The sequence below is a fragment of the Aristaeella lactis genome, from assembly GCF_018118585.1.
Taxonomy (GTDB): Bacteria; Bacillota; Clostridia; order Christensenellales; family Aristaeellaceae; genus Aristaeella; species Aristaeella lactis.
The window spans coordinates 1,174,786-1,188,685 of record NZ_CP069421.1 but is presented as its reverse complement, the minus strand read 5'-3'; the positions used below and the strand labels follow the sequence as shown (position 1 = coordinate 1,188,685).

14 protein-coding genes and 1 other annotated feature are annotated in these 13,900 nt (G+C 56.8%); of the genes, 12 read left to right on the top strand and 2 right to left on the bottom strand.

The genetic code is table 11. From position 1 onward, the window contains the following. Nucleotides 1-159: 159 nt before the first annotated feature. Together rplL and rplJ are read right to left on the bottom strand one after the other, a co-directional pair. A complete protein-coding gene (rplL, locus tag JYE50_RS05570; protein ID WP_084094883.1) occupies nt 160-534 on the bottom strand; it encodes a 50S ribosomal protein L7/L12 in 375 nt (124 codons plus the stop codon). A 53-nt stretch (nt 535-587) separates the two neighbouring features. Further along, nucleotides 588-1,088, bottom strand: a complete 501-nt coding sequence (gene rplJ / locus JYE50_RS05565; RefSeq protein WP_084094882.1) for a 50S ribosomal protein L10 — start codon at nt 1,086-1,088, stop codon at nt 588-590. Between the two features lie 24 nt (nt 1,089-1,112). Further along, nucleotides 1,113-1,241, bottom strand: a sequence feature (ribosomal protein L10 leader region). A 214-nt stretch (nt 1,242-1,455) separates the two neighbouring features. Here rplJ and JYE50_RS05560 point away from each other — a divergent pair. The 12 genes from JYE50_RS05560 to JYE50_RS05505 all read left to right on the top strand — a co-directional run bounded on the left by JYE50_RS05560 (nt 1,456) and on the right by JYE50_RS05505 (nt 13,758). Then, a complete protein-coding gene (locus JYE50_RS05560) occupies nt 1,456-2,454 on the top strand; it encodes a peptidoglycan-binding protein (protein ID WP_143763523.1) in 999 nt (332 codons plus the stop codon). Nucleotides 2,455-3,001: 547 nt separating this feature from the next. After that, nucleotides 3,002-4,267, top strand: a complete 1,266-nt coding sequence (gene hisS / locus JYE50_RS05555; protein WP_084094880.1) for a histidine--tRNA ligase — start codon at nt 3,002-3,004, stop codon at nt 4,265-4,267. A gap of 504 nt (nt 4,268-4,771) precedes the next feature. Further along, nucleotides 4,772-6,553 carry an aspartate--tRNA ligase gene (gene aspS / locus JYE50_RS05550; protein ID WP_084094879.1) on the top strand — a complete coding sequence of 594 codons (1,782 nt, stop codon included), beginning with the start codon at nt 4,772-4,774 and terminating at the stop codon, nt 6,551-6,553. 69 nt (nt 6,554-6,622) lie between these two features. Continuing rightward, nucleotides 6,623-7,276 carry an Asp23/Gls24 family envelope stress response protein gene (locus JYE50_RS15500; protein WP_084094878.1) on the top strand — a complete coding sequence of 218 codons (654 nt, stop codon included), beginning with the start codon at nt 6,623-6,625 and terminating at the stop codon, nt 7,274-7,276. Between the two features lie 98 nt (nt 7,277-7,374). Next, a complete protein-coding gene (amaP, locus tag JYE50_RS05540; RefSeq protein WP_084094877.1) occupies nt 7,375-8,361 on the top strand; it encodes an alkaline shock response membrane anchor protein AmaP in 987 nt (328 codons plus the stop codon). Continuing rightward, a complete protein-coding gene (locus tag JYE50_RS05535; RefSeq protein ID WP_084094876.1) occupies nt 8,358-8,648 on the top strand; it encodes a DUF2273 domain-containing protein in 291 nt (96 codons plus the stop codon). The genes amaP and JYE50_RS05535 overlap by 4 nt, the downstream gene beginning before the upstream one ends. A 4-nt stretch (nt 8,649-8,652) precedes the next feature. Next, entirely contained in the window at nt 8,653-9,108 is a 456-nt protein-coding gene (nusB, locus tag JYE50_RS05530; RefSeq protein ID WP_084094875.1) for a transcription antitermination factor NusB, read from the top strand. Next, complete coding sequence (locus tag JYE50_RS05525) at nt 9,105-10,085, top strand: tRNA (adenosine(37)-N6)-threonylcarbamoyltransferase complex transferase subunit TsaD (protein ID WP_084094874.1); 981 nt, start codon at nt 9,105-9,107, stop codon at nt 10,083-10,085. Before nusB ends, JYE50_RS05525 begins: the two co-directional genes overlap by 4 nt. Before the next feature lie 463 nt (nt 10,086-10,548). Beyond that, on the top strand, nt 10,549-11,397 hold the full coding sequence (folD, locus tag JYE50_RS05520) for a bifunctional methylenetetrahydrofolate dehydrogenase/methenyltetrahydrofolate cyclohydrolase FolD (RefSeq protein ID WP_084094873.1): 849 nt from the start codon (nt 10,549-10,551) through the stop codon (nt 11,395-11,397). Then, entirely contained in the window at nt 11,394-12,662 is a 1,269-nt protein-coding gene (gene xseA / locus JYE50_RS05515; RefSeq protein WP_084094872.1) for an exodeoxyribonuclease VII large subunit, read from the top strand. The genes folD and xseA overlap by 4 nt, the downstream gene beginning before the upstream one ends. Then, nucleotides 12,659-12,880 (top strand): exodeoxyribonuclease VII small subunit, encoded by a 222-nt coding sequence (gene xseB, locus JYE50_RS05510; protein WP_084094871.1) that lies wholly within the window; start codon nt 12,659-12,661, stop codon nt 12,878-12,880. Before xseA ends, xseB begins: the two co-directional genes overlap by 4 nt. A gap of 2 nt (nt 12,881-12,882) precedes the next feature. Beyond that, nucleotides 12,883-13,758, top strand: coding sequence for a polyprenyl synthetase family protein (locus JYE50_RS05505; protein ID WP_283399154.1), 876 nt, complete (start codon nt 12,883-12,885; stop codon nt 13,756-13,758). The last annotated feature ends 142 nt before the right edge of the window (nt 13,759-13,900 follow it).

Genomic DNA, 13,900 nt, shown 5'->3' with positions numbered 1-13,900 from the left:
CCTCGACTACGCTCGGGATGACAATAAACGAGTCAGATGATTGGTATTCTAGTGGGAACGAATATCGTTCCTCTTCAGCGGACTTGACTATTATAAAGTAAAAAAGGGTATAAAACAAGGCGGACGCGATTGCGTCCGCCCTGAGAGCACCGTTTGAAATTACTTGATTTCGACGGTAGCGCCAACAGCCTTGAACTGCTCGGCGATCTTCTCGGCTTCTTCCTTGGAGACGGCTTCCTTGATGGTCTTGGGAGCGGACTCAACGATGTCCTTAGCTTCCTTCAGGCCCAGGCCGGCAACGACTTCACGGACAACCTTGATGACCTTGATCTTCTCAGCGCCGGCATCCTTCAGCACGACGTCGAATTCGGTCTTTTCTTCTTCAGCAGCGGCAGCAGCACCACCGGCAGCGGGAGCGCCGGCAACGGCGATAGCGCCGGTCACGCCGAACTTTTCTTTCATTTCGTCAACGAGTTCTTTAACCTGAAGCAGAGTCATAGACTCAATGGCTTCGAGAATTTCCTGATTAGTCATTTTCATTTCCTCCATTTTTTTTCGTTCATGCGGCGATCATGCCGCGGTTGTCATCAGGCGGCGTCCTTCTTCTCGGCGATCTGCTCGAGAACGGAAACCAGGGCAGAGACGGGGGAGACCAGGCAGCCCACCATGGTGGCCAGCAGCTCTTCCCGGCTGGGGGTAGCGGCCAGTTCTTTGATGGCCTTGACGTCGATCACTTCGGTGCCCATCAGACCACCCTTGATCTCCAGGGAGGTCAGCTTGTTCTTCTCAATGAACTGAGAAATGATCTTGGGGCCGGCAGTAACGTCCTTTTCGCTGAACACGAAAGCGTTGGGGCCTTCCAGCAGACCTTCCAGACCTTCGATATTCAGTTCCTGCAGGGCACGGTTCACCAGGCGGTTCTTCAGAACACAGTAGTGAACATCGTTCTCACGGCACTGTTTACGCAGCTCGGTCACCTGTTCAACGGTCAGGCCGCTGTAGGAAACCACCATCATGCACTCAGCATTCTTCAGCTTCTCAACGATGTCGGATACAACCTGCTTTTTTGCTTCCAGATTAGCGCTCATTCTTCTTGCGCACCTCTTTTCCGGTTCAGAATAAAGAAACCCTTGCGTGCAGGCGCAAGGGAATAAAATCGAAATCCACTTACACCTCGGCAGGCGGGAAACCCCATTAAATCTTGCGATACCGGCTGTCTACGGCACTGGTTTCTTCGGAAACCGTTGGCTATATTACCATAGGAAGACTTATGTGTCAAGGATTTTCTGAAAACAGGAAGGGTTCGGAAGGGGTGAATGACCCGGATTTGTAAAAATTGTCAAAATTATTACCAAATGACCGTAATTATTACAAGTTTTTGCCTAAAATCCTTGACATTGTAACAAATGCGTAATAAAATAAGCCTGAATCAATTGAGGAAGGCAGGTGCGCAGGGTGAAAAAATGCAAACTCTTTTTGATCCTGACACTCCTTCTGTGCCTGATTCCCTGCTGTGTCGCCCTCGCTAAGACCGGCAAGGTTACAGCCACCTCCCTGAATATGCGCAAAAGCGCAGATTCCGACAGCAAAGTGGTCAAAGTCCTCAAGGAAGGGGCAGAAGTGACCATCAAGGATACCACGGGCAACTGGTACAAAGTGTCCGCTGGCGGGGAAACCGGCTATGTTTATAAGAAGTACATTAAAGTAACTGAAGAAAAAAAGTCTGACAAAAAAGAAGACAAGAAAAACGACTCAAAAGACAAAAAATCCGACAAGTCCGAAAAGAAAAAGGATGACGGGACTTGCGGACCGGGCGACACAGGCAGTGCTGTAAAAAAGGTACAGAAGAAACTGAAAAGTCTTGGCTATTACAGCGGAAGCATAGACGGGGATTACGGCAAAGGAACCAAAAGCGCCGTCAAGAGCTTCCAGAAGCGTAACGGCCTGGACGATGACGGAAAGGTCGGGGCGAAAACCCTGGCGAAACTGAATTCCAAAGACGCGAAGAAAGCCACCAAATCGGACAGCGCCTCCGGATCTGAGACAACAGGGAAGACCGAGAAGCTGGACTGGTTTAACGGCGGAAGCAAGAAGATTCCGAAAGGCGCCACCTTCAAGGTGAAGGATATCAAGACCGGCAAGGTGTTCACCTGCAAGCGGTGGAGCGGCGCCAACCACCTGGACGCGGAGCCCAAATCCAAGGATGATACTTCAACCCTGAAGAGCATCTACGGCGGATGGAGCTGGAAGCGCCGGGCGGTTCTGGTCAAGTATGACGGACATGTGTACGCGGCATCCATGAACGGAATGCCCCACGGAACCCAGACGATCGACGACAACAACTTCGAAGGCCACTTCTGCATTCACTTTTCCGGGAGCAAGACCCATGGAAGCAAGAAAGTGGACGATATGCATCAGCAGTGCGTGAAAGAGGCGCTGAAGCATAGCTGGTGAGAAAAAAGTAAGACCAAAAGGCGTGAGTTAAGGCTCACGCCTTTTTTACGGGTAAGTGAAATATTGAGCGGCTTTGCCGCTCAATGTGAAATATCTGCTTCGCAGATGGGGAACGATAGGGACGGTCCTTTTCGTTCCCTTTTTGGTTATAAGAAAGCATACTTTAGTTAAAAACATGATACTTATCTGTTGCGGGGAACGAAAAGGACCGTCCCTATCGTTCCCTTTTGGATTCCCTTCGGATCGAATTGTTTCGCTCTGAACTCGTAGGAGATCCTTCGACGCGCTCATTTCATTCGCTTGCTCAGGATGACACCTGTAACGCTTGTCCGTCAAAAGTAAATATCACATTCGGCGTCAGCCGAATATTTCACATCCCGCGTAAGCGGGATATTTCACATTGGCCGTAAGGCCAATATTTCACATTCGACGCAGTCGAATATTTCACTTATATGTAATTTCATCATTAATAGTATCTTTTCCAGCTATATATCTTGTGATATAATCAAGTTTGTTTATTTTGTAAGTGGGAAATGGGAGGAAATCTATGCTTACACAGGCACCTAAGGGGACAAGGGACGTTCTGCCGGCGGAGAGCTATCGCTGGCAATTCATCGAAGACAAGATGCGCAAGGCTGCCGCACTGGCCGGCTATCGTGAATCACGCACTCCTGTTTTCGAGCATACAGAACTGTTTCTGCGTGGCATCGGGGATACAACGGACGTGGTCCAGAAGGAAATGTACACATTCGAGGACAAGGGCAAGCGTTCAATCACCCTGAAGCCGGAAGGCACAGCCGGTGCTGTGCGCAGCTTCCTGGAGCACAACCTGTACGCGGAGCCGCTGCCCTGCAAGCTGTATTATATGTATTCACCCCACTTCCGTTATGAGAATCCCCAGAGCGGACGCCTGCGTGAACACCACCAGTTTGGTATGGAGTGCTTTGGCGCGAAGGAAGCCACTGTGGACGCGGAACTGATTCTGACGGCTTATCACCTGCTGCAGGACCTGGGCATCAGCAACCTGAGCGTGGAAATCAACTCCATCGGCTGCCCGAACTGCCGGCCGGAGTATCATAAACGGCTGAAAGAATTCCTGGGGGAGCGGATCCACGAAATGTGCCCCACCTGCCAGGAACGCTTCGAGCGGAATCCGCTCCGTGTGCTGGACTGCAAGGAAAAGCACTGCCAGGAGCTGACCAAGGACGCGCCCAGCATGCTGGACCTTTTGTGCGATGAGTGCAAGGATCACTTTGAGCAGCTGAAGAAGTGCCTGGACAGCAGCGGGATTCCGTACCGCGTCAATTCCCGCATTGTCCGCGGCCTGGATTACTACACCAAGACCGTGTTCGAGATTGTGACCGAAACGCCGGACGGCAAGCTGACGGTTTGCGGCGGCGGACGGTATGACAACCTGGTTCAGGAAATCGGCGAGCAGAGCATTCCGGCTGCCGGATTCGGCATGGGCGAGGAGCGCGTGCTGATGCTGCTGGAGGCGGAAGGCGTTGAGATTCCGAAACCGGAATGGTATGAAGTGTTCGTCACCTACATGGGTGAGAACAAGCAGCATGCCTTCTCCCTGGTGCAGCAGCTGCGGGCTGCCGGCATCAAGGCGGACATGGACCACTGCGGACGCAGCCTCAAGGCACAGTTCAAGTATGCCAACAAGACCGGCGCGCCTGTAACCGCGGTCATCGGGGACGATGAGGCGGCGAATGGTACCGTGAAGCTGAAGAAGATGGCGGACGGGACGGAGCAGGTTGTTAAGGTTGAGGAAGCGGCAAAGGCCGTAAAAGGTTTAATTCAGAATTAAGAATTCAGAATTCAGAATTATATCAAGGGATATTCGCAACGCTTGCGGCTTCGGTCGGAATGACACCTTAAGCAGGTAGGAGGCAGGAGTTAACACAGATCTCTCCACTCCGCCTGACGGCTTCGGTCGAGATGACATTATGGGATTTCCTTCGGATGGAACAGTGTGGAGATGAATCCGTGGGCGAACCTCTGAGGACTGCCGGTGGCAGAAATATCGTCAGAGGGTTTGGAGCGCCCGGAGAAAGAGCCAGTGGCTCTTTCTCAGCGAAAAACGGGCGGCAGCCTCGAGAGGTCAATCGAAAGGGAGTGATCTCTCCGGTGGAGAGTCACGACCATTGAGATTGCGGATAGATCTCTCCACTACGCCTGACGGCTTCGGTCGAGATGACAATGTGGAAGTAATTCCGTCTTAACTATTAAACGTTTGGGAAGCTATTTATTAGGTATTAAGTAATCATAATTATGCATTATGCATTATGCATTATGAATTGGAGAGATTGACATGCAGTATAGGACTCACACTTGTAATGAACTCCGTCTTTCCGATGTCGGGAAGCAGGTGAAACTGAGCGGCTGGATGGAGAACGTGCGGGAAGTCAGCGGAAACCTGGCTTTCATCGTGCTGCGGGACTTCTACGGCACCACCCAGCTGGTGGTGGAAGATGAGAAGATCCTGCAGGTTTTCCTGAACCTGAATAAGGAGAGCGTTGTCTGCGTGACCGGTACCGTCCGGGAACGGGCCAGCAAGAATCCGAAGATGGATACCGGCGACATTGAAGTGGTGCCGGACAGCGTGGAAGTGCTGGGCAAGTGCCGGTACAACGCGCTGCCTTTCCAGATCGGCCGCAGCACCGAGGCGGATGAGAGCATCCGGCTGAAGTACCGCTACCTGGATCTGCGCAACCCGGACGTGAAGAAGAACATCGTCCTGCGCTGCAACGTGGTAACCGCCCTTCGCCAGGCCATGAACGAGCATGGCTTCCTGGAAATCACCACGCCGATCCTGACCGCCTCCTCTCCGGAAGGCGCCCGGGACTACCTGGTGCCCGCCCGGAAGCATCCCGGCATGTTCTACGCCCTGCCGCAGGCGCCCCAGCAGTTCAAGCAGCTGCTGATGACCAGCGGTTTCGACAAGTATTTCCAGATCGCCCCCTGCTTCCGCGATGAGGACGCCCGCGGCGACCGCAGCCCCGGTGAATTCTATCAGCTGGACATGGAAATGGCCTTCGCCACCCAGGAAGACGTCTTTGCCGTAATGGAAGACGTACTGCCTCCGGTGTTCGCGAAGTACGGCGCTTACAATATCGCCTCCACCGCGCCTTTCCGCCGCATTCCTTACCTGGAAGCGATGGAGACCTACGGAAGCGACAAGCCCGACCTGCGCATTGACCTGACCGTGAAGGACGTGACCGACCTGCTGGGCGGCTGCGGCTTCGGACCCTTTGAAGGCAACGTGATCAAGGCTGTGCCGGTGACGAACTTCAACGCCACCCGCAAGCAGATCGACAAGCTGATCGCGGACGTGGAAGTGGTCAGCGGCAACAAGAGCTACTGGTTCCGCCTGGATGAGAACGGCGAGATCGTCGGCGGCATCGCCAAGTTCCTGCAGGAGAGCAAGGACGCGGTCATCGCGGCACTGAACCTGCAGCCCAATACCTTTGTGGCCCTGAGCGCCGGCAAGAAGGGCGCTGCCCAGAAGACCGCCGGCGTGCTGGTAAAGAAGCTGGGTGAGATGTGCCCGGATCACATGGACAAGGAACGCTATGAGTTCTGCTGGATCGTGGACTTCCCGATGTACGAGATCGGCGAGGAAAGCGGCGAGCTGGAATTCTGCCACAACCCCTTCTCCATGCCCAACGGCGGCCTGGATATCCTGGAAAAGGCAGCCAGCGGCGAAGTGGATCCGCTGTCCATTACTGCCTTCCAGTATGACCTGGTGTGCAACGGCGTGGAGCTGTCCTCCGGCGCTGTCCGGAACCATGATCCGGAGATCATGATCAAGGCCTTCCAGCTGGTGGGCCTGGGCGAGGAAGACGTGAAAGCGAAATTCCCGGCCATGTACAACGCCTTCTGCTACGGCGCGCCGCCGCATGCCGGCATCGCTCCCGGTGTGGACCGTATGGTGATGCTGCTGGTGGGCGCAGAAACCATCCGTGAGGTCATTCCGTTCCCGATGAACAAGAATGCCCAGGATATCATGATGGGCGCTCCCGGAACCGTAGAGCAGAAACAGCTGGATGAACTGCATATCGCCATCGTGAAGGACGAGGCGGAGCAGTTGTAATCCCGCCCGTATTCTGGTATAATAACTAGGATTTATCTGATACTCCGCTGATAAGGAGGATGTTCTTCTATGGCAGCAAAGACAGACAAAAAGGCACCCGGTTCCCTCCCGCTGAACACGGAGGACCTGACGCCCTCTTCCAACATTACATACAATAACGAAGTGGTAGCCATCATCGCGGGCCTGGCGGCCAACGAGGTGGAAGGCATTGCGGGCATGTGCACCGTCAGCGGCAGTCTCATGAGCAAAAACCGCAATGTCACCAAGGGCGTGAAGGTCGAAGTCGGCACGGAAGAAGTCGCCGTTGACCTTTATGTTATCGTTGAATACGGCATTCCGATCCAACGGGCCGCGGCTGACGCGCAGGAAAATGTACGCAAGGCGATCGAATCCATGACCGGCCTGCATGTGGTCCGGGTGGACGTGCATGTACAGTCCGTCAGTTTTGAGCAGGACAAGAAAGCCCTGCAGGCCGGCGCACAGCAGGCCGCCCTGGCCGCGGGAGAAGTTGCGGAAGCCGCACGTCTCCCGGAGACCGAGCCTGTGAAACCGGTTAAGGAAGAGAAAAAAGAAGAGCCCGCACCGGCACCCGCCCCGCAGGAGCCTGAAAAGAAACCCGCTCCCAAGGCAAAGCCCAAAGCCAAGGCTGAGAAGAAGCCTGAAGCAAAGGCTGAGAAACCCGCGGATGACGCCAAAGGCGATACACCCGCCGCGGAAGTCTGACATTGTCTGACAGGGGAGGAATCCTCTGTCTTTTTCCCATTTAAAGAGAGCTGATTTCCTCAAGGAATCAGCCCGGGAAAGCAAAGGAGGAAAAACGCGTGAAGATCCGTATTCTGGACAGGATCCTGGTTGCCCTCGCCGGGCTGCTGGTGCTTGCCGGCTGTGCCGGACTGGCTGCGCAGCTGTTCTTCGGAAAAGATGTGGCCGGGTATGCCACGAAACTGCTTACTGACCCCAATTACCGTATCTGGTTTATCATTGCCCTGGTGATCCTTCTGGTCCTGGGCCTCTACTGCCTGCTGATCCTGTTCCGCCATCGCGGCCGCAGGGACAAGTTTGTCATGCAGAAGACCGAGAACGGCGAGCTGTCCATCTCCCTGAAGGCGATGGAGAGCATGGTGCAGAAGTGCCTGGATCCCCATAAGGAACTGAGTGTTCAGTCCGTCCGCCTGGAAAACCAGAAGGGCGGCCTGCTGATCCGTATCCGCGGCACAGTGGCCGGCGGCGTCAGCATTCCGCTGACCGTGGACGCCCTGCAGCAACAGATCAAGCAGTATGTGACCGCCTGCAGCGGTGTGGAAGTGAAAGACATCCGCGTGCAGATTGAGTCCTCCGGTGAGGACGCGAAGGAATCCCTCTATGCCATTGAGGCACCGACGGCAAAGGCCCTGCCTGCTTCCCAGGTGAAGGAGGAGAAGGCTGAAGAGCCGAAGGAAGAGGAAGCCATTCCGGAAATCACTCCGGAAGAACTGGAGCAGATCAAGGCGGAAACCCCTGCCGCTTCTGAAAAAGAAGAAGAGCAGGAAGCCGAGGAAGAACCGCAGGTGGTGATCTCCGCGGCAGCTGCGGCGGCAGCGGAACTGCTGAAACAGGAAGCCCCGCAGGAAGAGGATGACCGGCCTATGCACCAGCGTCTCTTCTCCAGCCAGGAAGAACCCTGCGTGATGCCCATGCCCCCGGAACCTCCGGTGGAAGAGAAGACTGAAACCGCTGAAAAAGCAGTGGAAAAGGCTGCGGAAGAAGCGGAAGACAAGGCGGAAGATGCCGATAAAGAAGAAAACAAAGAGGAGCGTGAAGACAAATGAATCTGAAAAAAGGAACACCCGCTTTCGGTATTGCGTGCGGCGCTGCGCTGACGCTGCTGGGCGCGCTGGTGATGATCATCGGTTTCTGGAAGACCCTTGCCCTGTGCGTGCTGTTTGGCCTGGGCTACTTCTTCGGTACGGTGGAAAACAAGCGTGAGTTCATGAAGAACACCGCCAACAAGCTGATCCCGGATAAAGAGATCAAGGTGATCGATTTCAAGACCGAGCTGAAGCGGGAACAGGAACAGGCTGAGCCCGTGGAAGCGGAAGCGAAGAGTAAGGAGTAACAAGATGTCACGGACGACTGCGCGCGCTGCCGCCATGCAGATGATCTTTGAGAAGATCTCCGGCGGACAGGGCGGTGAAGACACGCTGAAAATGGTCTATGACGAGCTGCGGGAAGACGGCTTCCCCGGCGTCGAGCATATTGGCCGCAAGGAGCCGGACGGGGAAGACCGGGAGTATATCACGGCAGCCCTGGAGGGCGTACTGGCTCATATCGACGAGATCGATGAGCTGATCGGAAAGAACACCGCGGAAGGCTGGTCCATTGAACGGATCTCCCTGGTGAACCTGACGATCATGCGGCTGGCAGTCTGGGAGATCCTCTACGCTGAGGATGTGCCCGGCAATGTTTCCATCGCGGAAGCGATGGAACTGACGGAGCGGTTCTCCGATCCGGAGGACAAGGGCTTCGTCAACGGTATCCTTGGTACCATCCTTCGGGAGCACGAGGCGCAGGCGTGAGTCAGCTTGACGGAACGCCGGTAGTCATCGGCTTTGATACCAGCAACTACAGAACCTCGGTGGCGGCGGTCACGCTGGACGGAGAGATCCTGGTGAATCACCGGGAACTGCTGCCCGTGTCAAGCGGGGAGCGGGGGCTTCGCCAGAGCGACGCCGTTTTTGCGCATATCCGGCAGCTGCGAAACAGTGAGGAAGCGCTGCGGGAGAAGCTAAAGGGGACGCGGATCGCCGCGGTGGCGGCGAGCACGAAACCCCGGGACGGCGGGGAAAGCTACATGCCGGTGTTCCAGGTGGGTCACACCGCCGGAAGCATGATGGCGGCGGCACTGGGAGTTCCGTTTTATGAGACGACCCACCAGCGGGGACATCTGGCCGCGGCGCTGGCCGGAACGAAGCTGGAAGGCGCGGAGCGGATCCTGGCGGTACATCTTTCCGGCGGGACAACAGACCTGCTGGTGATGGACGCGGACAGCGTAACGCAGATCGGCGGAAGCGCGGACCTGCACGCCGGACAGCTGGTGGACCGGGCCGGAGTGGCCATGGGGCTGCCGTTTCCCTCGGGCGAGGAACTGGAAAAGCTGGCCGTGAAGGGGAAGAGCGGAGCTCTGCTGGGGGTAAGCCTGGAGAACGGGGACCTGACCTGCCACCTGAGCGGCGCCGAGACAAAGGTCCAGCAGTGGATCCGGGAAGGCAGCATGGTCCGGGAGGATATGGCCAGGGAGATCTATGACCTGCTGGCCAGGACCCTGGTGAGGATGCTCAAAGCCGGAGCAGAAAAGAGTGGGTGCAGGGAAGCGCTGGTGACCGGCGGGGTTGCCGCGTCGGCATTGCTGAGGCAGCTGATGGCGGAACGGAAGGCGAAGACCCGGGGGTGCCCGGAGATCGTATTCGGACGGCCGGAGATGTCAGGGGACAATGCGGTCGGCGTTGCGCTCATTGGAGTGCAACGCCTCCAATGCAGAATGCAGAATGCATAATGCAGAATGACAGAGTGTTACGGCTAATGGCGATAGGATAATAGGAAGTAGGAGGTAGGAGGTAGGAGATAAAACAGATCTCTCCACTCCGCCTTACGGCTCCGGTCGAGATGACACTTGGGCCTGCGGCCTTGGTCGGGATGACACTTTATACAGGTAGGAAGTAGGAGGTAGGAGATAAAACAGATCTCTCCACTCCGCCTTACGGCTCCGGTCGAGATGACATTTGGGCCTGCGGCCTTGGTCGGGATGACACTTTATACAGGTAGGAAGTAGGAGGTAGGAGGTAGGAGATAAAACAGATCTCTCCGCTCCGCCTTACGGCTCCGGTCGAGATGACATTTGGGCCTGCGGCCTTGCTCAGGATGACACCTGGGGCGATATGGTCGGCGAAACAGGTTTTATCAGTACACAGTAATCATAATTCTGAATTCTGAATTAAAACAACGCGGGAGGCAATTTCATGGCAGCAGAAATCTTGAGTGGAAAAATAATGTCTGAATCACTTAGAAAGGAAATTGCCGAGCGCGTTTCAGCGCTCAAAGAGCGCGGCCTCACTCCCGGTCTGGCGGTTATCCTGGTCGGCAATGATCCTGCAAGCGAGATCTATGTGCGGAACAAGGGAAACGGCTGCGCGGAAGTCGGGATGTATTCCCGGACCATCAACATGCCGGAAGAAACCACCCAGGAGCAGCTGGAAGCGGCGATTGAGGAGCTGAACAACGATTCCGCGATCCACGGGATCCTGGTGCAGCTGCCGCTGCCGAAACACCTGGATGAGAACGCCGCCCTGGCAAAGATCCTGCCGGAGAAGGACGTGGACGGTTTCCACCTGATCAACGCCGGCCATATGCTGACCGGAACGCCCGGGGTTGTGGCCTGCACGCCCAAGGGCGCCCTGTATATGATCAAGTCCACCGGTGTGGACCTGAACGGCAAGGAAGCCGTGGTGATCGGCCGGAGCAACATCGTGGGCAAGCCCATGGCCATGCTCCTGCTGCAGCAGAACTGCACCGTAACCATGTGCCACAGCCGGACGAAGAACCTGGCGGAGCATACCCGCCGGGCGGATGTGCTTGTGGCCGCGGTGGGCAAGGCAGGTTTTGTGACGGCGGATATGGTGAAGCCCGGTGCCATCGTCATCGACGTGGGCATCAACCGGGTGGACGGTAAAGTGAAGGGCGATGTGGACTTTGACGCGGTGAAAGAGGTGGCCGGGTACATTACGCCGGTGCCGGGCGGTGTCGGAAAGATGACGATCACGATGCTGCTGATGAACACCGTGGAAGCCGCGGAAAGGACGCTTGCGTGAATAATGAAGCAGGCTTGAGCGTATCGGAACTGAATCTGATCATCTCGGAAGCCGTGCGGCGGGATCCGCGGACGCGGAGCGTGCTTGTGCGCGGCGAGGTGAGCAGCTTCCGGAACCAGATCGCTTCGGGTCACTGGTATTTCAGCCTGAAGGACGCGAATGCCTCCATCACCTGTGCCATGTTCCGGAACGCCAATCTGCGGGCGAAGATCCGCCCGAAGGACGGCGACCAGGTGCTGGCGGAAGGCTATGTGGACTTTTACGCGCCCCAGGGGAAGGTCCAGCTGATCGTAACGGGCCTCAGCCCCGCCGGCCTGGGCGATATGTACGTCCGGCTGGAGGAACTGAAGCGGAAGCTGGCAGCGGAAGGCCTGTTTGATCCGGCTCGGAAGCGGCAGCTGCCCATGCGGCCCCGTAAGGTGGCGGTGGTCACCTCCCGGAGCGGCGCGGCCCTGCATGATATCCTGAATGTATCGGCGCAGCGGAGTCCCGCAATCCCGATCGTCCTTGTCCCTGTGACGGTACAGGGCGAAGGGGCGGGTAAGGAGATTGCTGAGGGGATCCGCAAAGCCAATGAAACTGACGCGGATGTGATCATTGTCGCCCGGGGCGGCGGCTCCGCGGAAGACTTGTGGTGCTTCAATGATGAGATTGTGGCGCGGGCTGTGGCGGAAAGCCGCCTGCCGGTGGTTTCCGGGGTGGGCCATGAGATCGACACCAGCCTGTGTGACCTGGCCGCCGATGTAAGGGCTTCCACGCCCAGCAACGCGGCGGAGATTGTATTCCCGGACCGGAGAGAACTCCAGGGCCGGGTGGACCTGATGCGGTCCGGCCTTGTGAGGGCCCAGTCAAACGGGCTGCGCCGGGCGGAACTGACGGTCAGTTCCCTGATGCACCGGCTGGCGGGCCTTTCGCCGGAAAAGCGGATTGCCCTGCTGCTGAACCGCCGGGAACTGGCAAAGATGCAGCTGTGCACCGCCATGGGCGCACGGCTGGAGAATGCCGCGGCGGAGATGAAGGACGCGAAGACAAACCTCTGGCTGGCAGTTACCAACCGGCTGAAGGACGTGGAACACCGGACTATAAGGCTGCGGGAGCGGCTGGAGGCGGTGAGCCCGCTGGCAGTACTGAACCGGGGATACGCCCTGGTATATGATCCGGAGGAGAAGATCATGACAAGGGCCGCGGAAGCGCAGCAGCAGAAGGAAATGACCCTGCAGTTCGCGGACGGCCGTGTGGCTGTGACCAGAAAGGGAACAACATGAGCGAAGAGAAGAAGTCTTTTGAGGATCGCCTGCAGGACGTGCAGGAGATCATCAGCCGGATCGAGGAGGGAAAGCTTCCCCTGGAGGATTCGGTGAAGCAGTTTGAGGAGGGCATGAAGACCCTCTCCGCCCTGGACGAGGAGCTGAAGGATATGAACCGCCGGCTTACCGTGCTGCAGGACGGGAAGGAACAGGAGCTTGAGACTCCGGGAGAATGAGCATGAAGACGTATGAGGAATACCGCGCCGAGGTGGAACTGGCGCTGGGGCCGATGCTGGAAAGCCTGGGAGAGATCCCGGACCGGCTGCTGGAAGCCATGCGTTACAGCCTGCTGGCCGGCGGAAAACGCCTGAGGCCGGTGATGCTCCTGGCTGCCTGCGACATGGCGGGCGGGGATATCACTACGGCAATGCCCTTTGCCTGTGCGCTGGAGATGATCCATACCTACAGCCTCATCCATGATGATCTGCCGGCTATGGACAACGATGACCTGCGCCGGGGTAAGCCCACGAATCACAAGGTGTTCGGTGAAGATCTGGCGATCCTGGCAGGAGACGGGCTGCTGAACGCGGCGGCGGAGCTGATGGCCCGCGCGGCGCTGCGGATGGCGGATGCCCGGGGAATCCACGCGCTGGAGATCATCATGCGCCATGCCGGCGTGACCGGGATGATCGCCGGACAGACGAAGGATGTGCTGTCGGAAGGAGATGATCCGCGGGAGGATCTGGTCTCCTATATCCATGCCCACAAAACCGCGGATCTGCTGGAAGCCCCGATGGAAGCCGGTCTGGCGCTGACCGGGGCGGATGAAGGACAGATCCGGGCGGCTTTTGAGTACGGCCTGCACCTGGGGCTGGCGTTCCAGATGACGGACGATCTGCTGGATGTGACCGGGGACGCGGCGCTGCTGGGAAAGAACACCGGCATGGACGCGGAGCTGAACAAGCTGACCTGGGTGGCCCTGAAGGGCGTTGAAGGCACCGCCAAAGACGCCGCGGAACAGGTTGACCTGGCGGAAAAAGCGCTCGATAACCTGCCTTGGAATGCCGATTTCTTCCGGGAACTGGCACGCAGTACACTGACCCGGAAAAACTAATGTGATATATACATGAACATTCCCTGAATTCTTGATAAACCATCTTGTCAGGGACATGTTCCTCAGTATATATAATGGTGTAACAAAAAATAATTCTGCATTCTGCATTCTGAATTCTGAATTGATTTTCCTCAATTCGTGA

What these genes read in the sequence shown, in the direction of transcription:
- rplL (WP_084094883.1), bottom strand. Translation starts at nt 534, where the DNA reads ATGACTAATCAGGAAATTCTCGAAGCCATTGAGTCTATGACTCTGCTT.
- rplJ (WP_084094882.1), bottom strand. Translation starts at nt 1,088, where the DNA reads ATGAGCGCTAATCTGGAAGCAAAAAAGCAGGTTGTATCCGACATCGTT.
- hisS (WP_084094880.1), top strand. Translation starts at nt 3,002, where the DNA reads ATGCTTACACAGGCACCTAAGGGGACAAGGGACGTTCTGCCGGCGGAG.
- aspS (WP_084094879.1), top strand. Translation starts at nt 4,772, where the DNA reads ATGCAGTATAGGACTCACACTTGTAATGAACTCCGTCTTTCCGATGTC.
- JYE50_RS15500 (WP_084094878.1), top strand. Translation starts at nt 6,623, where the DNA reads ATGGCAGCAAAGACAGACAAAAAGGCACCCGGTTCCCTCCCGCTGAAC.
- JYE50_RS05535 (WP_084094876.1), top strand. Translation starts at nt 8,358, where the DNA reads ATGAATCTGAAAAAAGGAACACCCGCTTTCGGTATTGCGTGCGGCGCT.
- nusB (WP_084094875.1), top strand. Translation starts at nt 8,653, where the DNA reads ATGTCACGGACGACTGCGCGCGCTGCCGCCATGCAGATGATCTTTGAG.
- folD (WP_084094873.1), top strand. Translation starts at nt 10,549, where the DNA reads ATGGCAGCAGAAATCTTGAGTGGAAAAATAATGTCTGAATCACTTAGA.
- xseB (WP_084094871.1), top strand. Translation starts at nt 12,659, where the DNA reads ATGAGCGAAGAGAAGAAGTCTTTTGAGGATCGCCTGCAGGACGTGCAG.
- JYE50_RS05505 (WP_283399154.1), top strand. Translation starts at nt 12,883, where the DNA reads ATGAAGACGTATGAGGAATACCGCGCCGAGGTGGAACTGGCGCTGGGG.